The organism is Cellvibrio fibrivorans (genome assembly GCF_031457055.1).
Lineage (GTDB): Bacteria > Pseudomonadota > Gammaproteobacteria > Pseudomonadales > Cellvibrionaceae > Cellvibrio > Cellvibrio fibrivorans.
The window spans coordinates 431,779-454,905 of the sequence record NZ_JAVDVX010000002.1; the positions used below are offsets into that span (position 1 = coordinate 431,779).

General features: G+C 46.6%; 20 protein-coding genes. 17 read left to right on the top strand and 3 right to left on the bottom strand.

The genetic code is table 11. The annotated features are described in order from the left end of the window. Positions 1-2: 2 nt before the first annotated feature. On the top strand, positions 3-3,659 hold the full coding sequence (locus tag J2X05_RS06750; RefSeq protein WP_310070381.1) for an ATP-binding protein: 3,657 nt from the start codon (positions 3-5) through the stop codon (positions 3,657-3,659). Positions 3,660-3,679: 20 nt separating this feature from the next. Here J2X05_RS06750 and J2X05_RS06755 read toward each other — a convergent pair whose 3' ends face one another. Beyond that, a complete protein-coding gene (locus tag J2X05_RS06755) occupies positions 3,680-4,351 on the bottom strand; it encodes a response regulator (protein ID WP_310070384.1) in 672 nt (223 codons plus the stop codon). A 97-nt stretch (positions 4,352-4,448) separates the two neighbouring features. On the opposite strand from J2X05_RS06755, the gene J2X05_RS06760 reads away from it, so the two are divergent. The 13 genes from J2X05_RS06760 to J2X05_RS06820 all read left to right on the top strand — a co-directional run bounded on the left by J2X05_RS06760 (position 4,449) and on the right by J2X05_RS06820 (position 15,805). Next, positions 4,449-5,300, top strand: a complete 852-nt coding sequence (locus J2X05_RS06760) for an ATP-binding protein (RefSeq protein WP_310070387.1) — start codon at positions 4,449-4,451, stop codon at positions 5,298-5,300. A 120-nt stretch (positions 5,301-5,420) separates the two neighbouring features. Further along, complete coding sequence (gene ovoA / locus J2X05_RS06765; RefSeq protein WP_310070389.1) at positions 5,421-7,625, top strand: 5-histidylcysteine sulfoxide synthase; 2,205 nt, start codon at positions 5,421-5,423, stop codon at positions 7,623-7,625. A 122-nt stretch (positions 7,626-7,747) separates the two neighbouring features. Continuing rightward, entirely contained in the window at positions 7,748-8,179 is a 432-nt protein-coding gene (locus J2X05_RS06770; RefSeq protein ID WP_310070391.1) for a GNAT family N-acetyltransferase, read from the top strand. An 87-nt stretch (positions 8,180-8,266) separates the two neighbouring features. After that, positions 8,267-8,974, top strand: a complete 708-nt coding sequence (locus J2X05_RS06775) for a hypothetical protein (RefSeq protein ID WP_310070393.1) — start codon at positions 8,267-8,269, stop codon at positions 8,972-8,974. Positions 8,975-9,098: 124 nt separating this feature from the next. Continuing rightward, positions 9,099-9,539, top strand: a complete 441-nt coding sequence (locus J2X05_RS06780; protein WP_310070396.1) for a hypothetical protein — start codon at positions 9,099-9,101, stop codon at positions 9,537-9,539. A 66-nt stretch (positions 9,540-9,605) separates the two neighbouring features. Further along, a complete protein-coding gene (locus J2X05_RS06785) occupies positions 9,606-10,787 on the top strand; it encodes a MalY/PatB family protein (RefSeq protein ID WP_310070400.1) in 1,182 nt (393 codons plus the stop codon). 162 nt (positions 10,788-10,949) lie between these two features. Further along, complete coding sequence (locus J2X05_RS06790; protein WP_310070402.1) at positions 10,950-11,459, top strand: fibronectin type III domain-containing protein; 510 nt, start codon at positions 10,950-10,952, stop codon at positions 11,457-11,459. A gap of 409 nt (positions 11,460-11,868) precedes the next feature. After that, entirely contained in the window at positions 11,869-13,272 is a 1,404-nt protein-coding gene (gene rimO, locus J2X05_RS06795; protein WP_310070405.1) for a 30S ribosomal protein S12 methylthiotransferase RimO, read from the top strand. 115 nt (positions 13,273-13,387) lie between these two features. After that, complete coding sequence (locus J2X05_RS06800; RefSeq protein ID WP_310070408.1) at positions 13,388-13,642, top strand: GNAT family N-acetyltransferase; 255 nt, start codon at positions 13,388-13,390, stop codon at positions 13,640-13,642. An 18-nt stretch (positions 13,643-13,660) separates the two neighbouring features. Beyond that, on the top strand, positions 13,661-14,140 hold the full coding sequence (locus J2X05_RS06805) for a pilin (protein ID WP_310070410.1): 480 nt from the start codon (positions 13,661-13,663) through the stop codon (positions 14,138-14,140). A 3-nt stretch (positions 14,141-14,143) separates the two neighbouring features. Beyond that, positions 14,144-14,476, top strand: coding sequence for a glutaredoxin domain-containing protein (locus tag J2X05_RS06810; protein ID WP_310070413.1), 333 nt, complete (start codon positions 14,144-14,146; stop codon positions 14,474-14,476). 48 nt (positions 14,477-14,524) lie between these two features. Next, entirely contained in the window at positions 14,525-14,923 is a 399-nt protein-coding gene (locus J2X05_RS06815; RefSeq protein WP_310070414.1) for an OsmC family protein, read from the top strand. 24 nt (positions 14,924-14,947) lie between these two features. Then, the gene (locus tag J2X05_RS06820; protein ID WP_310070416.1) at positions 14,948-15,805 is read left to right on the top strand and encodes a pirin family protein; all 858 of its coding nucleotides are present in this window, start codon (positions 14,948-14,950) and stop codon (positions 15,803-15,805) included. A gap of 123 nt (positions 15,806-15,928) precedes the next feature. On the opposite strand, the gene pgm is transcribed toward J2X05_RS06820, so the two are convergent. Continuing rightward, a complete protein-coding gene (gene pgm / locus J2X05_RS06825) occupies positions 15,929-17,569 on the bottom strand; it encodes a phosphoglucomutase (alpha-D-glucose-1,6-bisphosphate-dependent) (protein ID WP_310070419.1) in 1,641 nt (546 codons plus the stop codon). A gap of 167 nt (positions 17,570-17,736) precedes the next feature. On the opposite strand from pgm, the gene ypfJ reads away from it, so the two are divergent. Next, positions 17,737-18,624 carry a KPN_02809 family neutral zinc metallopeptidase gene (ypfJ, locus tag J2X05_RS06830; RefSeq protein WP_310070422.1) on the top strand — a complete coding sequence of 296 codons (888 nt, stop codon included), beginning with the start codon at positions 17,737-17,739 and terminating at the stop codon, positions 18,622-18,624. Between the two features lie 6 nt (positions 18,625-18,630). On the opposite strand, the gene J2X05_RS06835 is transcribed toward ypfJ, so the two are convergent. Continuing rightward, the gene (locus J2X05_RS06835; RefSeq protein ID WP_310070423.1) at positions 18,631-19,164 is read right to left on the bottom strand and encodes a hypothetical protein; all 534 of its coding nucleotides are present in this window, start codon (positions 19,162-19,164) and stop codon (positions 18,631-18,633) included. A 207-nt stretch (positions 19,165-19,371) separates the two neighbouring features. Here J2X05_RS06835 and ald point away from each other — a divergent pair, with 207 nt between their 5' ends. Continuing rightward, positions 19,372-20,508 (top strand): alanine dehydrogenase, encoded by a 1,137-nt coding sequence (gene ald, locus J2X05_RS06840; protein WP_310070424.1) that lies wholly within the window; start codon positions 19,372-19,374, stop codon positions 20,506-20,508. Between the two features lie 131 nt (positions 20,509-20,639). Continuing rightward, on the top strand, positions 20,640-23,093 hold the full coding sequence (locus tag J2X05_RS06845) for a putative bifunctional diguanylate cyclase/phosphodiesterase (RefSeq protein ID WP_310070426.1): 2,454 nt from the start codon (positions 20,640-20,642) through the stop codon (positions 23,091-23,093). Positions 23,094-23,127: the final 34 nt, after the last annotated feature.

Sequence of the window (23,127 nt, forward strand, 5' to 3'; positions counted from 1 at the left end):
TTATGTACCTTAAAAAATTTATTTATGTTAACTGGGGTAATGTCCCCAATACCGAATTTGATTTTGGCCCGATCAATTTATTTTCGGGCGGCAATGGTTCCGGTAAAACGACAGCAGCAGATGCGATCCAGACCATCATGACCGCTGCCCATGACAATCTATTCCACTTTAACCCCGGTCAGGACGAATCCAGTCAGCGCGGACGCGGTGGAAAGTTGGTGCGTACGCTTGCATCCTATGTGTTGGGTTGCGATGACGGTGCTTATTCGCGTCCGCAGGGCTGCGATGGTTATTTGGCGGCGGTGTTCCATCCAACGCAAGGCGAGAATAGCGAACCGTTTACTGCCTTGATCGGTATGCGTGCCTTTTTGGAAACCACCGGGCAGGGCGCATCGCTGCAAAAAGTAGCGCGCCTTGATGATGCGCAATTTTATATCCTGAGCGATGTTGAACTCAGTTTAAAAGATTTACTGAAAGAAGAGAAAACCCACAAGTACGTCGTGCCGCTAGATAAACTCTACGCCGGGTTGCGTCGTCAGTACGGGCAACAACAAGTTGAGAAATACGATAAGAAAAAATCTTATTTGTGTCGTTTGTACGGAATTTTGCGCGGAAAAAAAGATGCTATATCCGAACGCGAATCCATGAATGCTGCGCGCGCATTTTCTCGCTTTATGGCTTACAAACCGATTAAAGGTATCGATGAATTTGTAGCCAATGAAATTTTGGAATATCGCGACCTGGGCGAGGCGATCCGCACTGTTTCCACCATGTTGAAACGTATCCATACCATGGAAGCAGATGCGCGCACTCTGCGTCAGGGTATCGAGCGTATGGCGCAGGGACGCCAGTGGTCAGACAACTTTATCGCGAGTTGGTTGGAGCAGCAGGTGCTGCAATATTCGGTGGCAAAGCGTCGCTATACGGATTCGCAATCCCTGTATTTGGAAGCAAAACACAAACAACAATTATTGCGTGAAACCTCGGCAAGTCATCAACAAACGTTGGCGACCTGCGAAGCGCAGCGCGATGAGATTAATCAATTGATTCTTGCAGCTACAGCGCGCCGTTTGGGTGTGCCTGCACTGCGCGACAAGGATCAATTAGAGCAAGAAAAACACGCGCAAGAAAAACTCATCCAGACTCAAGTTCCTGAGTTGCGTAAACAGCATCAGCAATTGCAAACCAATTTGGAGGCAGCGCAGCAATTTGCCCAGGCTCTGCGCCAGACCTCTATTGCAGTTGAATTGCCTGCATTAAAAGAAACGAGTCTGGCCAATTTGGTAAAAATGCTGTGCAGTGAAACAGACACTCTGGATATTCACCAGTTGCTAAACCGCGATCTGATTGAAGTGAGTCCGCTTGAACCGCAACTGGCGAAAGTGCTGGAACTACAAAAACATCACAATGCCTTTGTTGCCACCTTGTTTGATGTAGATGCCAATGCGGCGGTATTGCGCACCAATTTACGTGATCAATTGGCTCAAGAACGCGATAAGCGCAAAGCGCAGGCAGAGCGTTTGCAAAAACAAACTGAAGTGAAACGCCGTGAAATTCAAACGCTGGAATCCCGTCAAGTCAGTTATCCAGGTTTTGTTCGCGCAGCGCTGGATGCCATCGCAGTGCAATGCCCCAAAGCAGATGCGCGCGTGCTGTGCGATTATGTGGATGTGATTGATCGCGAATGGCAAGCAGCAATTGAAGGTTATATCGGCGCAGCGCGTTTCGGTATTATCGTTGAAGCAGAATATGAAGCGGAAGCTATTGCGATAGTGCGCAATATGGCGGGGCAGGGCAACCGCGCACGTATTATCCAGGGTGAAAAAGCGCGCAAGGATTTGGATAAAACCAATGACGTTCCTGCTAACTCAATTATTCAGGTAATGACTTTCTCGCATGCCACTGCAGAGGCTTACATCAAAGCCAGCTATGGCAATGTACAGCGAGTGGAAAACGCCAAAGAATTAAAAAATACCCGCCGTGGCATTACGAAAGATGCAATGGGTTCCGGAAATTACGCCATGTTCCGCTGTGATATGGCGGACTCTGAATTGGTCTTTGGCCAGGGCGCTCGTGAACGCGCACTTGAAGCCAAGCGCAATGAATTTCATGCATTGGTAAGTGAATGGCAAGCCTCGACGACTTACGCCGAAGAGACGCAAGAATTATTGTTAGCAATCGATAAGCTCAAACCGCTTGTGTACGCCGAAACATTGCAAACTATCCTTGCGGCGCAAAACAAAATCCAGGCGATTGAATCCAAATTACAACAGTTGGATTTAAGTGATACCAAGGCATTGGAGGCTGAATTGCAGGAGTTGCAACGGCGTTTGCAGGAGCAAAATCAGCTTTATGCTCGCTTGAATAGCGCACAGGTTGATTGCCGTGCAGATTTAAAGCTTGCCGATAACCTTTGCCACAAGTTGGATGCAGAACAAGATAAAACCCTTGCTCAAGCGGATACCTGCGAAGCTAATGTGCAGGGTATTACTGCGTTTTGGCCGGAGTTTAATGCGGATGCCCGTTTGCAAGCGGCTGACGAAGCTGTGGAGCAACATAACGTCCAGTATTTTGAATCCCAGTTGGCGGGCGTGAATGCTGAGTTAAAAACGATTCTACATCGCTTGCAACAAGCGGCAATGGTGCATAACCAGTTCTGCTCCACTAGCGATGCGATTCTGTTTGATATTGATTACAACGATGATTTGGGTAGTGCGAATTTCCGTGCTATCTGCGATATGCGTCGCCAGTTTGATGCGCTCTATAATCGCGATAAAAACCACATTCTTGCTCAACGCCATCAAGAGATTGAATCCCTGCGTGAAAGTTTCAATAACGCCTTTGTGACCAATCTCTGTCATTCGATTTACCAGGCAATCAACGACGGTAAAAAAATTCTCGAAGAGTTAAACAAAGAGCTGGAGCATCATCGCTTTGGTGCTGACCGCGAACGATTCCGTTTTGATTGGGAGTGGGTTCCGGAATTTAAAGACTATTGGCAGTTCTTCAAGGCAGTCATTGATAGCCCAAGCTTGGATGAAGGTGAAACCCTGTTCAACATGAAGCTCGATGAGAAACACCAGAAAGTGCGCGAGCGCTTGATGACAATGTTGCTCGATGAGGATGAACAAAAAGCCCTGCGCGAATTAACGCGTATCGCGGATTATCGCAATTATCGCCGCTATGAAATTTATAAGGAACCGGAAGGCAAGGCGCCAATTGCGCTGAGCCAATACGGTACTGGTTCCGGTGGGCAGTTAGAAACGCCTGCGTATATCATCCGCAGTGCGGCCATTACGTCGGCATTCCGGTTCAATGAAGGCAACAGCCATTTGCGTATGGTATTGGTGGATGAAGCTTTTTCCAAAATGGACGAACACCGCTCGCGCGAAGTAATTAACTATTTAACCGAGAGCCTTGGTTTGCAGCTGCTATTTATTATGCCGAGTAGCAAATCCGGCCCCTTTATGGATTTGATTTCTAACCAATTTGTATTCAGCAAATGCCCAACTGCTGAACCGGTCGGTGAATTAAAAAGCCGTGTGATGCTGGATCGCCAAGTGTGTGATCAGGAGAAAATTAAGAAGCTGATGGCCAACCATCGCCGCGCTATTCGTCAACAGGCAGCCTTGGATTTTATGCTTGAAGTGGAAGGTTAGCGATGCCCGATGCGGACTGTCTAGTCCGCATCGGGGAGTTTAACTTGTGGGAAAAAGCGGGCAATTTTTTTGATCAGTTTGTCTTGCTCCAATGGTTTGACGACATAATCGTCTACACCGTCTTCAATCGCTGCGCGGATTTGTTTGGCTTCGGTCACTGCAGTGACCAGCATAAATACAGTACCCAGGTAGCGCTCTGCGGCGCGCATAGCAGTGTGCACATCCATGCCGGATTTAGTAGGCATATTCCAGTCGCAGAGTACCAGATCATAAATAGGGTTCGCGTCGTACATGGCGCCGATCGCCTTCAAACCATCGTTGGCAAAATCAATCTGATACATACCTGATGCGCGTAAAAATGCGTTAATCAGCTCGCATATCAACTGGTCATCATCTACAACCAGCACTCGGATTTGCCCTGGCAACAATTCCTGGCGACGGCCAAATGCTGCTTGGCGGATGGGAGATACTGCCTTGGCTGATATGTAATGATTGATCCGCTCGGTAATCGGTTCATCATAGGAGCGCAGCTTATCGCTCACTTTTTGTAAGGTGGATTCAATCAGTGGCAGGTCTTGCATCAGCTGAGCCTTGGCTTTCTCAATTTCTGCATTGTTCAGGTTTTTAGTTATCCAATCACGCTTTTGCGCCAATGTTTTTCCAATCACCTGTAGTTCTTGTTTGGTAAACATAAAAAACCTTGTACTTGTAGAGATAATAAACTTCTTTCAATATAGTCCAGACTCGTCGCTTGGCTAGTTGAGTTCTTAATTACCGAAGGAAATAAGCGTGTCCAATATTGATGTATTAATCTCCCGGCTGGAACAGATACTTGATCGTGTTGAAGCGGTTTTACCTGTCATCCCCCCCAAGGCTGATTGGAGTGCCAGCGCCTTTCGTTGGCGGACACAGGCAAATGGTGTTGGCTATTTGCAAGCAGTTAAGCATCCGCATCGTGTGAGCCTTGATGCGTTAAAAAATATAGAGCCTCAGAAGGCTTCAATTGTTCGTAACACCGCCCAATTTATGTCCGGTCGTGAAGCCAATAATGTGCTCTTGACTGGAGCGCGGGGTACTGGCAAATCTACTTTAATCAAGGCTGTGTGGAATGAGTTTGCAGGGCAGGGATTGAAAATCATCGAAGTCGATAAAACGGATTTGCTGCATTTGTCCGATATCGTCGATTTGGTCGGTGAGCGAACGGAAAAATTCATTATATTTTGCGATGATTTATCGTTCGAAGAGGGTGAGATTAGCTATAAAGCATTGAAATCCGTATTAGATGGCTCCATTGCAGCACCTACTGCCAACATGCTTTTCTACGCCACCAGCAACCGCCGTCACCTAATCCCTCAAAAGATGCACGACAATCTGGATGTAAGCGATGAGGATGGCGAAGTGCGCCCTAGCGATAGCATTGAAGAGAAGGTATCGCTCTCTGAGCGTTTTGGCCTTTGGTTGAGTTTCTATCCCTTCTCGCAAGATGATTATCTGGCTGCTGCCAATTATTGGGTAAGCCAATTGGGTGGCCAATGGAATAAGCAGGCCGAAAATGCCGCTTTGTTGTGGCACAGAACACGCGGTGCGCGGAGCGGGCGGGTGGCTTGGCAGTTTGCACGGGATTTTGTCGGGCGCGACTGATCGAATTGAGTGGTTTTCGCGTTTATTGAAACTGCATTTACAGTTGACAGCATCTTACAGGGGGGAAGCCTACGCTCTCCCCTGATTATTTTTCCAGAAGACCATATTGATCAGGAGTTTATGATGCATACGGGACATTCCACGCTGCGCAAGACCACTGAGGCTAGATCATCAGGAGCCGCAACCGAATTATCGCCAACAAGCCCACGTTTATTCTCCCGCACATCATTGTTTGCCAGAACCCCCAATCTCCGCGATGGCGACGAAGTTAGCCTGCGCCGCGCCTTGCGCCATTATTTTTTGGATACTTTCACCACTTACGAATCACTGTTTGAATGCCTCGCTAACGATAAAGCCTTCTACACCAAACCCATTAGTTTGCGTCATCCACTGATTTTTTATTTTGGCCATACAGCGACATTTTTTGTTAATAAATTATTACTGACGCGCATGATCAGCGAGCGCATCAACCACCGCTTTGAATCTATGTTCGCTGTTGGTGTGGATGAAATGAGTTGGGATGATTTAAATGATGCGCACTACCAGTGGCCAACACCTGCAGAGGTAAAAGCTTATCGCGATCAGGTGCGCGCTCTGGTGTTGGATTTAATCGATAACGCGCCGCTGCAGATGCCGGTTGATTGGGAAAACCCCTGGTGGGCAATCATCATGGGAATTGAGCATGAGCGCATTCATCTTGAAACTTCTTCAGTACTAATCCGCCAACATAAATTGGAGTTCGTGAAAACTTCTCCGCACTGGCAACCGCTGCGTGAATCTGGTTTCGCTCCGAATAATAGCTTAGTGAAAGTTAGCGCTGGCCAAGTGTGTTTGGCTAAAGATAAAACCGACCCGCATTATGGCTGGGACAATGAATACGGCGTTCATGAAGCGGAAGTAAACGCATTTGAAGCTGCTAAGTTTTTAGTCAGCAATCAGGAATTTTTACAATTTGTAGAAGCCGGTGGTTATTTGAATTCCCACAACTGGGAAGAAGAGGGTAAAGGCTGGCTCGCGTTTACCAAAGCCCAGCATCCAACATTCTGGGTTAAAAAAACCAACGGCTGGTATTTACGTTTAATGACCGAAGAAGTTGCTATGCCTTGGGATTGGCCAGCAGAAGTGAATTATCACGAAGCCAAAGCTTTTTGTAATTGGAAAAAATCGGAAACCGGTTTGTCCGTACGTTTACCTACTGAAGATGAGTGGTATCGCATTTATGATGAATCGGGAATAAAAGAAGTCAGCGCAGAAAAGGCAGCTGCCAATCTTCATCTCGATTACGCCGCTTCATCTTCTCCGGTAAGCAAATTTGCCCATGGCGATTTTTACGATGTGGTCGGCAATGTTTGGCAATGGACTGAAACACCGATTTACCCGTTTGAAGGTTTTGAAGTACATCCAATTTACGATGACTTCACCACACCCACATTCGATGAGCGCCACAATTTAATCAAAGGCGGCTCATGGATTTCCTGCGGCAATGAAACCCTGCGCTCATCGCGCTACGCATTCCGCCGCCATTTTTTCCAACACGCGGGTTTCCGCTATGTTGTTTCCGGAGATGTAAAACCCTTGCCTAGTTCCCATTACGAAACCGATAAATTAATGTCTGAATACGCTGAGTTCCATTACGGCGATGAATATTTTGGCGTAGCCAATTTCTCCAAAGCCTTGGTTGATTTGGCGGTGCAAGAGCTGGGCGATAAACCCAGAGTAAAAGCGCTGGATTTAGGCTGTGCATCCGGTCGTGCCACGTTTGAATTGGCGCGGTATTTTGATCACGTTAACGGCATTGATTTTTCTGCCCGTTTTATCGGCCAAGGTGTACAGCTCGCCAACAGCGAGACTCTGCGTTATACACTTGTCGATGAAGGTGAATTGGTTTCCTACAAATCCCGGTCACTTAACGATTTAGGTTTGAGTGAATTCAAAGAAAAAGTCGAATTCTCGCAAGGTGATGCGTGCAACCTTAAACCCCAATTCACCGGCTACGATTTTATTCTCGCCGCCAATTTAATTGATCGCCTCTACAGCCCTGCGAAATTCCTTAGCGGTATTCACGAGCGCCTGAATATCGGCGGTGTGCTTATGCTCACATCGCCCTATACGTGGTTGACTGATCACACTCCGCGTGAAGAATGGATCGGCGGCTTCAAAAAAGACGGCGAGAGTTTTACGACGTTAGATGGTTTGCAGGCGCATTTGAAAGCACACTTCCGCTTAATCAAAGGTCCACATGAGGTGCCGTTTGTGATTCGAGAGACCAAGCGCAAGTTTCAGCATACGCTTTCTGAGGTTACGTTTTGGGAGCGGATCAGTTAGTTGTAATCTATTGTAATCGTGTGTATAAACGGCGGAATGCACTATGTGCTTCCGCCGTTTTTATCTGCTAGATCGATAAATGCTGAGCTGTCATATCAAAAAATTTTAAAGGTATCTTGCAAATGGTATCCGGCTATAAAATCAGTACCAACAAATCCGACCTGGATTTCAACGTTATCCACTCTTTTATTTCAAATACCTACTGGGCAAAAGGAATACCTGCTGAAACTATGCAGAAGGCAATCGATTATGCGATGTGCTTTGGGGTATTCACTGATCGAAATGAACAGGTTGGTTTTGCTCGGGTGATCACTGATACCGCAACCTTCGCCTATCTTTCAGATGTGTTTATTCTGGATGCTCATCGGGGCAAAGGTTTGAGTAAGTGGTTAATGGAGGAAATTGTTGCGCACCCGGATTTGCAAAATCTTCGGCGCTTTGTATTGGTTACTAAAGATGCTCACGGCTTATATGAGCAATTTGGGTTCGGCGCCATTTCTCATCCGGACGATTACATGGAAAAATGGGAGCCTAATGTCTATCAATCCAAGTGATGGACGGTATGTCTGGCATATTAAATTCTTACTGCTTCAAATAAGTTTATAAGTGGATTTTTATTCCAATAATATTAAGGAGATTATGTGAAATATATTGTCGTTTTAATTATGGTATTAACCGCTTACGTTGCGGGTTACTTTACCGCAAAAGAGCCGGCAAGTAGTGTTGCTGCTGAAATAACATCTACTAAAAATTCTGAGTCGATAATTCAGCGTGATGATATTCCACAAAATATGGAAGAGTTTGCAGAAGCCGATCAAATTTCAGCATCTAAAAGCAATTCAGAAATGAAAGTGGATGCTGCTACCAATTCGCAATCGTCAACAGAATCAACTCAAATTCCAAGCACTCAGTCGACTCCAACTCCCGTTGGTACAAATAACGCTTCTGGTTCGGACAAGAAGCGACCGTTAACCGATGAACAAATCGATAAGCTCGTACCGGCTCCATTTAATCAATATCTAAAAGGTCATGACTCAGCATTGCTTAAAAAATATCGAAAGTTTTCTGAGCAAGAGAGCCCATCAAGTCAAGATAGCGATATTTCGAATAAAATTTCAGATGCTATTGCCAGTAATCCCTATTCGAAGTTTTTAAATATTGAGTCTTTTCAGTGCAAGGCCAACTTTTGTGAGATCCGGTTGTATGAAAGCAAGTCCGGTGTTTGGAGTTATATTCAGGCCGAGATGAGTTTACAGGATTGGTGGAAGTTCCAATCTAGCAGCGCCCATGGTTTTGATACGGGCAAAGAAAATGTTAGTGGTTGGTATGTGCTTTTGACGCGAGACTAATAGTTCGGGTTTTGCTGCTAAAGTAATTTCAAATTTAGACACGGAGACATTTTTATAAGAGCGATACAATTTTCGGTTGAGGTGACAAACCGAGGTGTGAAAATAATCGAAGGAGATGCGAATAATGACATTCTTAAAAATTACTGGTTGGCTGGTGTTTGCGGCGGCGCTTTTGCATCTAGCAATTATTGTTGGTGGCCCTGATTGGTATCGTTTTTTTGGCGCTGGCGAGCCTATGGCGATGATGAGCGAGCAGGGATTATGGTATCCCGCTATCGTAACTGCTTGTATCGCAGCAGTGCTATTTATATGGTCGCTCTATGCATTTTCTGGCGCTGGGTCAATTCGTCGGTTGCCATTATTAAAAACAGCTTTGCTGATAATAGGCATTATCTTTTTATTGCGTGGCTTATTGGCGGTGCCTTTGTTATTTTTTTCCGATTCGCCTTATATGGCTGAACTAAAAGAGAAAATGGTTTTTATGCTGGTTACATCTGTGATTTGCTTGTTTTTGGCGGCTGGTTATCTCAGAGGGGTTTGGCTGCTATATCGGCAGCGTGTTTAAACATAAATAAAATTATCGGTCCTGTCTTGTGGCCACTTTGTAAAAATAATCGCTAAAGGTTTATTAATGGATTTTAATTTTGATCAAAAAATTCAGCGCGAAAATACTCACTCTGTAAAATTCGATGGGCGCCGACAATATTTCGGGACTACCGATGTGTCGCCGCTGTGGGTTGCCGATATGGATTTTGCGGTGCCTGAGTGTGTAACGCGGGCCTTGCAAGAACGTATCAATCATCCGGTATTTGGTTATACGCTTTACCCTGAAAGCATTTATCAATCGATTATTGATTGGTTCCAGCGCCGTCACCAATGGACGATTGAGCGGGAGTGGATTGTATTTGCACCGGGTGTTGTTCCATCGCTATTTGCGGCAGCTAAGGCTTTTGCTCAAGAGGGCGAGGGCGTGATTGTACAATCCCCCGTGTATTTTCCATTTTTTTCAGCAGTGACGACCAATAATCGCAAACTGATTAATAATCCGTTGCGTGAAATTAATGGCCGCTACGAAATGGATTTTGAACACCTTGAGCAGTGCGCGCAGCAGGGTGCAACATTATTGATGCTTTGCACACCGCACAATCCGGTGGGGCGCGTGTGGAGCGAAGCCGAATTACAACAAGTATTGGAGATTAGTCGTCGTTACGATTTAACGATTCTCTCCGATGATATCCACTGCGATCTGGTCTATTCCGGCGTTAAGCACACCATGCTTGGCCGCCTAGCACAGCCGGGCGATAAACTTATCACCACCATTGCACCTAATAAAAGTTTCAATATTCCCGGTTTGGGTTTGTCGGCGTTGGTAATTCCCAATGCAGCCGAACGCAATGCCATGAAACATATGTTTGAAACCCTGCATGTCGGTAATTACAACCCCTTGAGTATTGCGGCGTTTGAGGCCGCGTACCGCGAAGGTGATCATTGGTTGGATGCGTTGATGCAGTATCTGGAAACGACGCGGGATTTTGCCGCCGATTTTATCGCACGGGAAATTCCACAGATTAAATTGATAAAACCTGAAGCGACTTATTTGTTGTGGCTCGATTGCAGGGGATTGGGTATGGGCGATGCGCAACTGCGCGATTTTTTTGTACGTTCATGCAAAGTAGGTATGAATCCCGGTACGGTATTTGGTGAGGGCGGTAGCGGTTTTATGCGGATGAACATAGGTGCGCGTAGTGTAGTTATTATTAATGCTTTGAATAGTATTTTGAAAAATATTCCTTCAAGAAGCAATGAATTGTAAAATTGAGTAGTGCTTTTAATAAAATGGCATTGTAAATAATTATAATTAATAGGTGTCTGCACTGATTGTTGTTTATGTTATTAAAATTAATGTTCAAAGGTGAATGTAATATTTAAATAACATCAAGTGAATGAGTGTGATATTTATTGAGGTGTTAATTAGATGCTATTTATCAATTTTGGGCTAAAAACGCCCTTTTTTAAGCGCTATTCAACGACCATGGTTGTTGTGGCCGGGCTTGCTCTGAGTGCTTGTGGTGGTGGAAGCGATAGTGCGGGTACGACCAGTACAAGCTATGTTGGGCAAAGCTCCCGGGCTGTGTCTTCGCTTATGGCTAGTAGTTCTATGTCATCGACAACTTCATCTCTGGTTTCCAGTGTTATCTCTGAAATTTCCAGTAGCGCTGCATCTTCTGAAAAAAATGTTGTAGAAATCCACTGGGTTACACCGAATCAGCGCGTGAATGGTGACTATATGGATATTGGTGAAATAGGTGGTTATGAGTTGCGCTATAAACGAGAAATTGATAACTATTTCACAAGCGTTATTATTAATGATAAAGATGCGGCCACTTATTACTTAGATGACTTGCGCGGTGAATATGAGTTTAAAATTGCCGTATTTGATGTTGATGGTCTTTATAGTGAATTTGTTGAAGTTGAACGGATGTAATGACAGTTTTCCTACGTAGTCTACATTATTAATTCCCTTCATCGTCTTCGCCATCTTAATAGGCCACGTTGCGACGGGCGATGGCTCGGGCAAACCAATCCAACAAGTATTGTCGGCAGTTTCCAGCTTGATGATCTGAATCAGGAAATTTCGGCCTCCCCGCTCAGCCGAGGGAGTCTCGCAATTAACAGGGAAATCAAACGGCAGTTGTCGAGCTATCAGGCTTGATATAAGTGCTCGCCACGGGTGAGGGTTTGCCATTGGCTCGCCTAAACGCCTGTATTTCCACCATAGGCTATTTTCTGGTTGTTTTTTAATCGATATTGGGTGGAAGTTTTGCTTGCTTCAGGTACAATCCGCCCACTTTTTTAAGCCCCCCTCATTTGTACCAGCATTCTCACGAGACACTATGACTGTAAATACCTTCGACCCGTCGCAAACCACCACCCTGGATGCTCCCGCTAAGTCGCTCGCCAGCCAGTCGCTGATCGCCAGTAGCAAGGGAAATACCATTGGTTTTGTGTCGCTCGGCTGCCCCAAAAATCTAGTGGATTCCGAGCGAATCCTCACCCAGCTGCGCATGGAAGGCTACAACATTGTGCCCACCTACAACGATGCCGATATGGTGATTGTGAATACCTGCGGTTTTATTGATTCTGCGGTGCAGGAATCTTTGGGCGCGATTGGCGAGGCGTTGGCCGAAAACGGCAAAGTGCTGGTAACTGGTTGCCTGGGTGCCAAGAAAGACGAAATCATTCAGGTTCATCCAAATGTGTTGGGCATTACTGGCGCTCACGCTTATGAAGAGGTGTTGTCGCAAGTACATGAGCACTTGCCACCGAACCCAACCCACAACCCTTTTACTGATCTGGTGCCACCGCAAGGTATCAAGTTAACTCCTCGTCACTATGCTTATCTGAAAATTTCAGAAGGTTGCAACCACTCTTGTAGTTTCTGCATCATCCCCGATATGCGCGGCAAGCTGGTCAGCCGCCCGATAGGCCAGGTGCTGGGTGAAGCCGAGCGTTTGGTGAAAGCGGGTGTGAAAGAGCTGCTGGTGATCTCGCAAGATACATCGGCATACGGTGTTGATATCAAACACCGCACCGATTTCTGGGATGGTCGCCCGCTCAAGACCGATATGTACCAGCTTGCTGCAGCGCTGGGCGAATTGGGTGTTTGGGTGCGTTTGCATTATGTATATCCCTATCTCCACGTGGACAACGTCATGCCATTGATGGCAGCGGGCAAAGTGCTGCCATATCTGGATATCCCGTTCCAGCATGCCAGTCCGACCTTGCTGCGCAAAATGCGTCGCCCAGGTCAAGTTGAGAAAACACTGGAGCGTATTAAAAGCTGGCGCGAGCAGGTGCCTAACTTGACCATCCGCTCGACCTTTATTGTCGGCTTCCCCGGCGAAACAGAAGATGATTTCCAGCAATTGCTCGACTTCTTGCAGGAAGCGCAATTGGATCGCGTCGGCTGCTTCCAGTATTCGCCGGTTGAAGGTGCCAAGGCGAATGACTTGCCGGATCATGTGCCTGACGACATCAAACAAGAGCGTTACGATCGCTTTATGCAGTTGCAACAGCAAATTTCAACTGAGCGCCTGAAGCAAAAAGTAGGGCAGACCTTGCAGGTATTGATCGATGAAGTAGATGACGAAGGCGCAATTGGTCGCAGTTTTGCGGATGCTCCTGAGATTGACGGTTGCGTCTACCTGAATGGTGAAGAAAATGTAAAACCCGGTGATTTGGTCAACGTATTGATTGAGCACTCGGATGAATATGATCTTTGGGGTAGCAAGGTCTAAGTAGCATTGGATAAAGGTGCATCGTCTTTGATCGGAAAAATCCCCCATTTGCGCAAGCACTGGGGGATTTTTTTATGGTCTACTCTACACTGGTACAACATTTCTGGAACTTTGTATGGCTGATGTCCAGCATTTACCCGATGAGCAGCGTTTTGTGATTGTGCACGAAGGTCGCGAAGCACTTTTGGCTTACCGCTTGTTTAATAATGGTGCTAAAGCGGCGATCGATTTTAATAGTACCTATGTGCCCCCGGAATTTCGCGGCAAGGGGTTTGCCGAAAAATTGGTGCGCACCGGTATCAGGTGGGCAAAAGAGCAGGGTTACGAGTTACATGCGAGCTGCTGGTATGCAGCAAAATTTATTCGATAAAAACGTAAAGGAATCCGTGTGAAAAAAAATAGCGGTTTTACCCTGATAGAAATGCTGGTGGTGATTGCCATTATCGCCATATTGGCAATGATCGCAATGCCATCACCCGACCCGACCATTGCGCGCAAGCAAGTGATAGAGTCAATGGAGTTAATTGAAGATTATAAAAAGCTCGTCGCTTTTTATCACAAGAGTACGCAGGTTTTTTTGAAAGACAATAAAGAAGCCGGAATTCCTGCTGCCGATAAATTGTTAGGTAATTATGTGGATCGCATCGATTATAAAGACGGCGCATTTCATATTCACTTTGGCAACAAGGCGCATCCCAATATAAAGGGGAAGACATTAAGTGTGCAGCCGATTACAGTGCAGGGGTCCCCTGAAAGCCCAATTTCCTGGATTTGTGGTAAAGCGGCAGTCCCGCTGAATATGAAAGCGGTTGGGGAGAATCGCACGGATTTGGAATTGAAAGACATGCCACTAAATTGTCGGATTTAATCGATGAAGAAATATTTGTTAGTTCTTATAGCGCTGGGTATTTTCTTTAATTGGAATAAGTTGCGTGATGAGTTTAGTCCTCCCCCCGATTTTTCTGCTCAGCATCCTGAAGGTGTGGTTTTATATGCGACTGATTGGTGCGGTTACTGTAAAAAGACGCGCGAATTTTTCAAGCAGCATAATGTTGCTTTTGTGGAATACGATATTGAGAAATCGACTGAGGGCAAGGCGCAATATGACCAACTGCGCGGCAGCGGGATTCCGCTAATCGTTATTCGCGGCGAAGTGTTGCGCGGCTATGATCCCAATGCAATGAAAGCGCTGCTCAAATTGTAATTCCAAGTGAGTTAATCAGTAAGTAAAAATCGGGAGTCGGGTGAGTAAATGATTAAATTACAAAAAGACAGTTCGGGTACTTATCGCCAGCGCATCAGTGTTGATGCACATGAATTATTCGCCGATGTAGATGACAGCATTGGCGGTGAAGATTCGGCGCCAGATCCACATGATTTATTGGATTCATCGCTTGCCGCTTGTACCGCGATTACGTTGAGTATGTATGCGAAGCGCCGCGGTATGCCGTTGGAAGGAATAAATATAGATATCGAACGGGATGACAGCAAAGAAAAAAGTGGTGAGTACAATCTCGCTTTAAATATCCACTTTGTGGGCAATTTAAGTGATGAGCAGAAACAACAATTGTTGGGTATTATTGAAAAATGTCCGATCCATAAATTGTTGTCCCATGCCACTATCAACATCACCTCGTATCATCAACCCTAATATTACTGGTTAGAGGAGATTCCAATGACTTTATTAATTCCTCCCCGCGTACAAGATATAGGTTTCACCGTAAAACGTTTATTGCCATCACGTTTACAGCAACGTGTTGGGCCCTTTATTTTTGTGGATCACATGGGGCCTGCGCATTTTGACGCGGGAACAACTGCTGGTGATGTGCGCCAGCATCCGCATATTGGATTGGCAACAGTCACCTATTTATTTTCTGGCGCGATGATGCATAAAGATAGTTTAGGTTTTCATCAGCGTATTGAACCGGGTGCGATTAATTTAATGACTGCGGGTAATGGAATAGTGCATTCCGAACGTTTGCCTGATGATGTGCGCGAAAAAAATACGAGCGTAGAGGGAATCCAGATTTGGTTGGCCTTGCCAACGGAGGTGGAAGATTGCGAACCTTCGTTTGCACATTATCCTGCGGAAGTTATCCCTTCGATCAATCTACCGAACATGAGTGTCCAAGTGCTTATTGGTAAAGCATTTGATGTTGAATCACCAGTTAAAACTGCGAGTGTGACGACCTATCTTGATATTGCCCTTGGGGCTGATACGCAGTATTCGCCGGATTTTCCTCAGCAGGAACTGGCGATTTATGTTGTCTGGGGGAGTGTCACGGTAAATGGCGAGTTGGTGCCAGAGTTTCACATGGCTGTACTGGATAAAGATTCGGTGATCGCTACAGTGAGCGGCGCAAATATTATGTTATTGGGTGGTGAACCTTTGGCAGGTGAGCGCTTTATTTTGTGGAATTTTGTTGCCTCATCCCGTGAAAAAGTACGTGCGGCTGCAGAGCGTTGGACGAATGGTGGTTTTGCGATGGTGCCGGGTGAAACTGATTGGATTCCATTGCCGACGATTAGTTAATGATGCCGCCATCTCGCTTTCAAGCTTCGTTTGAGAACAAGAAAATGCCCTGCATAAAGCTAAGAGTAAAATAAAAACGCCCGACATTATCGGGCGTTTTTATCTGCGAAAAAAGAAAAAAATTTACGAAATTGCTTTATCCACGATCACCTGGGCTTCCTCGATCAACTGCTGCAGATGTTCTTTTCCTTTAAAACTTTCCGCATAAATTTTATAAATCTCTTCAGTGCCCGATGGACGCGCCGCAAACCAACCATTTTTACTCATCACTTTAATGCCGCCAAAGCTGGCATTATTGCCCGGTGCATTTGTTAGGATGGTTTCGATTTTGTCGCCTGCTAATTCAGTGGACGTAATTTGCTCGGGTGATAACTTTGACAGCGCTTTTTTCTGCGCTGTATTGGCCGGTGCTTCTACGCGGGCTTCAGCTGCATGGCCAAATTCATCGGCAAGCAACTTATAGCACTCGCCAGGGTCGCGGCCGGTTTTTGCTTTAATTTCTGCGGCAAGAAGCGAGGGAATGATGCCGTCTTTATCCGTTGTCCAGACGCTGCCATCAATGCGCAAGAAAGAAGCGCCTGCACTTTCTTCACCCCCAAAACCGAGTGAACCGTCAAATAAACCCGGCGCAAACCATTTAAATCCAACGGGGACTTCATATAAACGGCGGCCAATTTTTCTTGCGACTTTATCGATCATCGCGCTACTCACAACAGTTTTACCAATTGCGGTATCGGCGCGCCATTGTGGGCGATTTTGAAATAAATATTCAATCGCGACTGCGAGATAATGATTTGGCGGCAGCAGGCCGCAGCTAGGTGCAACTATACCGTGACGATCGTGGTCGGCATCGCATGCGAAGGCGACATCAAATAAGTTGCGGCGCTCCACCATGCCTTGCATGGTATAGGCTGAGGATGGATCCATACGGATTTTTCCATCCCAATCCGCCGTCATAAACGAAAAGGTTTTATCGACTGCAGTGTTCAATACTTTTAAATTTACCTGATAGTGATCGGCAATAGCGCTCCAGTAATTAACGCCAGCGCCACCGAGAGGGTCTGCACCCATATGCACATTTGCGCCGCGAATCGCTTCCATATCCACTACGTTAATCAAATCTTTTACGTAGTTGTGTACATAGTCGTGATGATGGGTTGTCGCGGATTTGATTGCCTGGTGGTAGTCCATGCGTTTTACATCGCGCAAATTATTTTCCAGCAATTCATTGGCACGGGCTTGCATCCAATTGGTGATGTCACTATCAGCTGGGCCGCCATTGGGTGGGTTGTATTTAAAACCACCATTGTCCGGCGGGTTGTGTGACGGGGTGATGACGATGCCATCGGCTAAACCAGACGTACGGTTGCGGTTGTAGGTGAGGATTGCATGGGAAATTGCGGGTGTAGGTGTGTATTCGCCATCTTTAGCGAGCATAATCTCAATGCCATTTGCAGCGAGCACTTCTACAGCGCTGATCTGGGCTGGCTCAGAGAGCGCGTGGGTGTCGATACCAACATAAAGTGGTCCGGTAATACCGGCCTGTTTGCGGTAGTCACAAATCGCTTGGCTAATGGCCAGCACATGGTTTTCATTGAAACTGGTATTAAATGACGAGCCGCGATGGCCGGAGGTGCCAAAGCTGACGCGTTGTTCGGCAATGCCAACATCAGGCTTATTGGTGTAGTAGGCATCGATAAGTTTGGGCAGATCTACCAGTAGGTCTGCGGGTAAGAGTTGGCCAGCCAGGGGGCTTGTAGACATAAAAACTCCTGAATTGTACGGATTAGCTGCTTGAAATGCGTTGCTGTCATTATGATGTTGTCAGAGTCTATAGTAGCGCGCTTTGATTTCACTTAACTACTTACTTGATTGTTCAATTACTCACTTAAATATTCACATAACCACTGATTCATCACGAGGGATAAATTATGCGTTGGAAACAAGGTCGTCGCAGTGACAATGTGGAAGATATGCGCAGCGCCAGTCCAGGTGCGATGGGGGCGATGGGTGGGGTGTCAGCGATAGCGCGGATTTTGCCTTTTCTGCTGCGCACGAAAACTGGCCGTGCTTTATTGATCATTGGTGTTTTGGTGTATTTTGGAGCCAAATTTTTGGGCTACGATCTGCTTCAGCTGGCCGCGCCACCAGGTTCAATGGATGTGAGTTCCCGGCAACTTTCCCCCAAAGATCAGGAGCTGGCTGAATTTGTATCGGTGATACTCGCGGATACTGAATCTACCTGGCATCTGGAATTCAAAAAGTTGGGGCTGACTTATCAAGAGCCAAAGCTGGTGTTATTTCGCAATGCAGTGAGCTCTGCTTGCGGCTACGCGCAATCGGCAATGGGGCCATTTTATTGCCCTGGCGATAACAAGCTTTATATCGATTTGGCTTTTTATGAGGATATGAAAAATAAGCTTGGCGCGCCCGGCGATTTTGCACAGGCTTATGTCATCGCCCACGAGGTTGGGCACCACGTGCAAACGTTATTGGGAACATCGGCGAAGGTGACACAGGCGCAACAGCAAATGTCAAAAGCGCAAGCGAATCAGCTCTCAGTAAAGTTAGAGCTACAGGCGGATTGTTATGCAGGAATTTGGGGACACTACGCTGATACCGAACGGCAAATGTTGGAAGATGGCGATATCGAAGAAGCCTTAAATGCCGCCTCGGCGATTGGTGATGATCAATTACAACAAGCCGGTGGAGCTGTGCGTCCTGAAAGTTTTACCCACGGTAGCTCAAAGCAGCGGATGGAGTGGTTTAAGCGCGGTTTTGAGCTGGGTAAAGTAGAGGCGTGTAATACCTTTAAATGAGATCTCTTAAGCTACCAGTTTTTTCGAACCGTCCATCACCAGGGTACGATAGGTTTGTATAAAGTCATCTGCATTGCGGAGGCAATTTGTACCATTATCAAAATGGTTCGCCCAGAATTGCGCGAGCGCAGAAATGTCAGCGGGCTTGCTGGTGTCAATCGCACTGCGGCGATACAGCATCCAGGCCATACCGGTAGCGTAAGTTAAATTGCCCATCAACTCGCCGTGCGGATTCTTCAGGAATTGCTGTTGGCTGGCCAAGCCGCGCTGCTGGGAAGCCAATTCGGGAAACTGCACTAAATAGGTATCCCATAGTTCTAGATGCTTTTCTGCGGTAATGCGATATAAACCCAAGCCTTTAGTTTGGGCACAATAACAATGTAATCCCAGTAAAGATTCTTGCGCAGCAGTGCCAAGCAACAAATTTTCGGCAACTTCTGAATATTCTCCCAGGCCCTGTAAGTAAGGTTTGATGATTAACTCGCGTAGATCACTCGCATAAATACCCATAACTACCTCAATGCGCCCCATTTTTGTCACAGCAGTGCCCCAAATTGTCAGCAGCTAAATGCTAACAGCCAATTTATGCACGGTTTCTGTTCCAGGTTGCGTCAAAAAAACTGTACATAAACTGTACATGATAGACACAGCATAAGTTGCGCCAACTTGCTGCAGGCTGAACGAGTCGAATAAACATCCTCGGCTATACTCGATTTAGTGGAAGTGCAATTGAGGAGGGAATTAGTGATGCGTATTGGTATCCCGAAAGAAATAAAACCCGGCGAAAATCGCGTTGCATTGACTCCCGCAGGTGCGGCCGAGTTACATCAGCGTGGGCACAGCGTTTACGTGATGCGCGGTGCAGGGCAGGCCGCGGGATTTAGCGATGAGCGCTATCAGCATGCCGGTGCGTTATTGCTCGATTCATTGGCGGATGTGTATGCCAGCGCCGATTTGATTGTCAAAGTCAAAGAGCCGCAACCCGAAGAATATGCGCTGCTCAGTGCCCGCCATCTGTTGTTCACTTATTTACACCTCGCGGCTAATCGCGCGCTAACTGATGCATTGCTTGCATCGGGTGCCAGTTGCATCGCGTATGAAACCTTGACTGATGCGCAGGGGCGTTTGCCGCTGTTGGCGCCCATGTCGGAAATTGCCGGGCGCATGGCGGTGCAGGCGGGGGCGCATCACCTTGAGATGGCGCAGGGTGGAAAAGGTATTTTATTAGGTGGAATTCCCGGCGTTGCACCGGCGAATGTGTTGATCCTCGGCGGTGGAGTGGTGGGTGCAAATGCCGCTGCTATGGCTGTTGGTATGGGGGCACAAGTGCGTATTCTGGATAAATCCATCGCACGTTTACGCCATTTGGATGAGCTGTGGCGTGGCCGTGTTGTATGTGAATATGCAGTGCAAGAGCGCATCGATACGCTGGCGCTCCAGTCAGACTTAATAATTGGTAGTGTGCTCAATGCTGGTGCCGGTGCCCCAAAGCTATTGAGCCGCGCTCTGATCGCGCAGATGGAAAAGGGTAGTGTGTTGGTAGATGTGGCTATCGACCAAGGGGGATGTTTTGCAACCTCAAGACCCACTACACATCAATATCCAGCGTATATTGAAGAGGGTGTTGTGCACTATTGCGTTGCCAATATCCCCAGCGCAGTCGGTAGAACGGCGACCCTCGGTCTTACTAATGCGACCCTCGCGTACGTCATTCGCTTGGCGGATGCGGGTATCGGGGCGTTACAAACGGATGCCGGTTTTCGTGGTGGATTGAATATTTATCGCGGCCAGCTTACTCATGCCGGGGTCGCTGAAACTTTTGGAATGCCGTTTAGTGAGACTGCATCGTTGTCGTTGGAAAGTGAATTTCCTTATAGAAAATAACACGATAGATTCGGCGCCACTGAAAATAGTGATCTATACTCACGCCAAGTTAAGTGTAGATTACCTGCCTCGGAGCAATATCTGCCCCCACTTTCATATAACTAGATTCAGTTCCCGGAAACCTTAGGTCGATGAGAGATAAAGCGCCTTCCTTTTTTAATGGCATCTCATTCCAGCTTGCCAAAATAGGCATCATTTTGGCTTTTGTGTTGAGCTTTTTATTGAGTTCAGTACAGTTATACCTCGATTTTTTAAATCAGGAAAAAGAACTTAAAACGCTCATTGACCGCGTTATACAAGTGGCAACTCCTCCTGCTGTACGCTCCGTATCCACACTCGATGATGAACTTTCCTATGAAGTGGTGAACGGTTTGCTGCGCTACGGATTTATTTACGAAGTAGTCATCTACGATGATACCGGCAATGTACTCGCCCAAGGCAGCAGCACGCGCCCGGAAGTAAAAACCCGCTGGCTCACCAATAAGATCACCGAAAATACGCGCGAATACACCGCCAATTTATTATTACCCGGCTACAGTGATGGCACTTCGGGCAGTATCCGTTTTTCAGTGGATATGGATTTGGCTCTGGAAGGTTTTTATAACCGCTCCCAAACTGCGCTCATGACCGGCTTGTTGCGCAACATGTTTTTGGTGTTGCTATTGTTCGTAGTGTTTTATTACACCCTCACTAAACCTTTGGTGCGATTATCGCGCGAAATTAACAATATCAATCCTGATCATCCCGGCGTAAATCGCCTCACCCAATTGCCTGCGCAGCGCAAGGATGAATTGGCACAGCTAATTGCCAGTTCCAATCAATTATTGGCCATAGTCGAACTTTCCCTCGCCAAGCGCCGTGCGGTTGAGCTGGCGTTGCGTAAAAGTGAAGAACATTTGCGTCAGATTATTGATCACCTGCCGGTAATGATTGGTGCGCGCAATATCGCTGGTTATTATTTATTTGCTAACAAAGCCCTCGCCAATGAACTGGGTTATACACCTGACCAAATGCGTAATTTGCATGTGCGCCAACTGTTAAAAAATTCGGTATTTGATATAGATACCATGCTGCAAAATGATTACCGCGTAATTCGCGGCAATGAAGAGTTGGATGTGATTGAAGAGCGTTTTGTCACGTCGACCGGTAAACAATTATTTTTACAAACCCACATTATGCCGCTCGCGTTTTACGATGAAAAAGTCGCGTTAATCGTATCGGTTGATATTACCGAACGCAAAAATGCGCAGGCCAAGATGGAGTTTATGGCGCACCACGATGCCCTTACCGGGTTACCTAATCGCCTGCAGCTGGTTGAGCGCCTTGAGCACGAATTGCGCCGCGCTGAACGTCACGGTTATTTTGGTGCGGTGTTGTTTATCGATCTCGACCAATTTAAAACTATTAATGATTCGCTCGGCCATCCAGTGGGTGACCGAGTGTTGGAAGTGGTTGCCACACGTTTACAACAGTCAGTGCGCGAAGAAGATTTGGTTGCCCGTTTGAGCGGCGATGAATTTGTGGTTGTGCTTACCGTGCTCGACCAAAATATCGAAACAGCGGCATTGCGCGCGGGCGAAATCAGCGAAAAAATCCGCACCATTATTTCCCAGCCCTATATGTACGACAGCATGGAATTGCGCGTTACTTGCAGTGTGGGTGTGGTGGTTTATCCCGATAAAAATAATTCGGTGCATGAATTGTTGCGTTACGCCGATACGGCGATGTATCAAGTAAAAGAAAAAGGGCGCGACTCCATTGAATTCTTCAATGAAGAGATGGCCGATAAAGTTAGCCGCCAATTGACGATGGAAGGCGATCTGCATCGCGCCTTGGATGAATCGCAATTTGAATTGTATTATCAACCTAAAATTGATATCCAAAGCGGCCGGGTCGTGGGTGCGGAAGCGCTGCTACGCTGGAATCATCCTACCAAGGGTATGGTGTCGCCGGTCGATTTTATTCCGGTGCTGGAAACCTCCGGCATGATTATCGATGTAGGCCAGTGGGTATTGGAAGCATCTTGTAAAACGCTGGTTAAATGGCATCAATCCGGTTTATGGAAACCGGGTATGAAGATGAGTATTAACATCAGCCCGCGCCAATTCCGTCGCGCTGCATTTGTGGATGATGTGATTGCGACTTTGGAGAAATATCCCATCCCGGAAGCGTCATTGGATATGGAAATTACTGAAGGGATTGTTATCCAGCGTGTTGATGATGCAATTGTTACCATGACGACGTTGAGTGAACGCGGCATTAGTTTTTCACTGGATGATTTTGGTACCGGATATTCATCGATTAGTTATCTCAAGCGTTTACCTGTGAGCACTTTAAAAATCGATAAGGGTTTTGTGCGCGATATTATCGATGATCGAAACGACCGTGTGCTGGTTGAAACCATTATTACCATGGGGCGCTTGCTCGATATGGAATTGGTGGCAGAAGGTGTGGAAGAAGCAGAGCAACTAGCGATTCTGAAATCCTTCGGTTGCAATTACTATCAGGGCTATTTATCGAGCCAAGCGGTGCCTTTGGCGGAATTTGAAGTGATATTGGCTGATGATGAAAAAGTGGGTGAGTAAATAAATATTGTCGATACCTATGCGTTGGAATCGA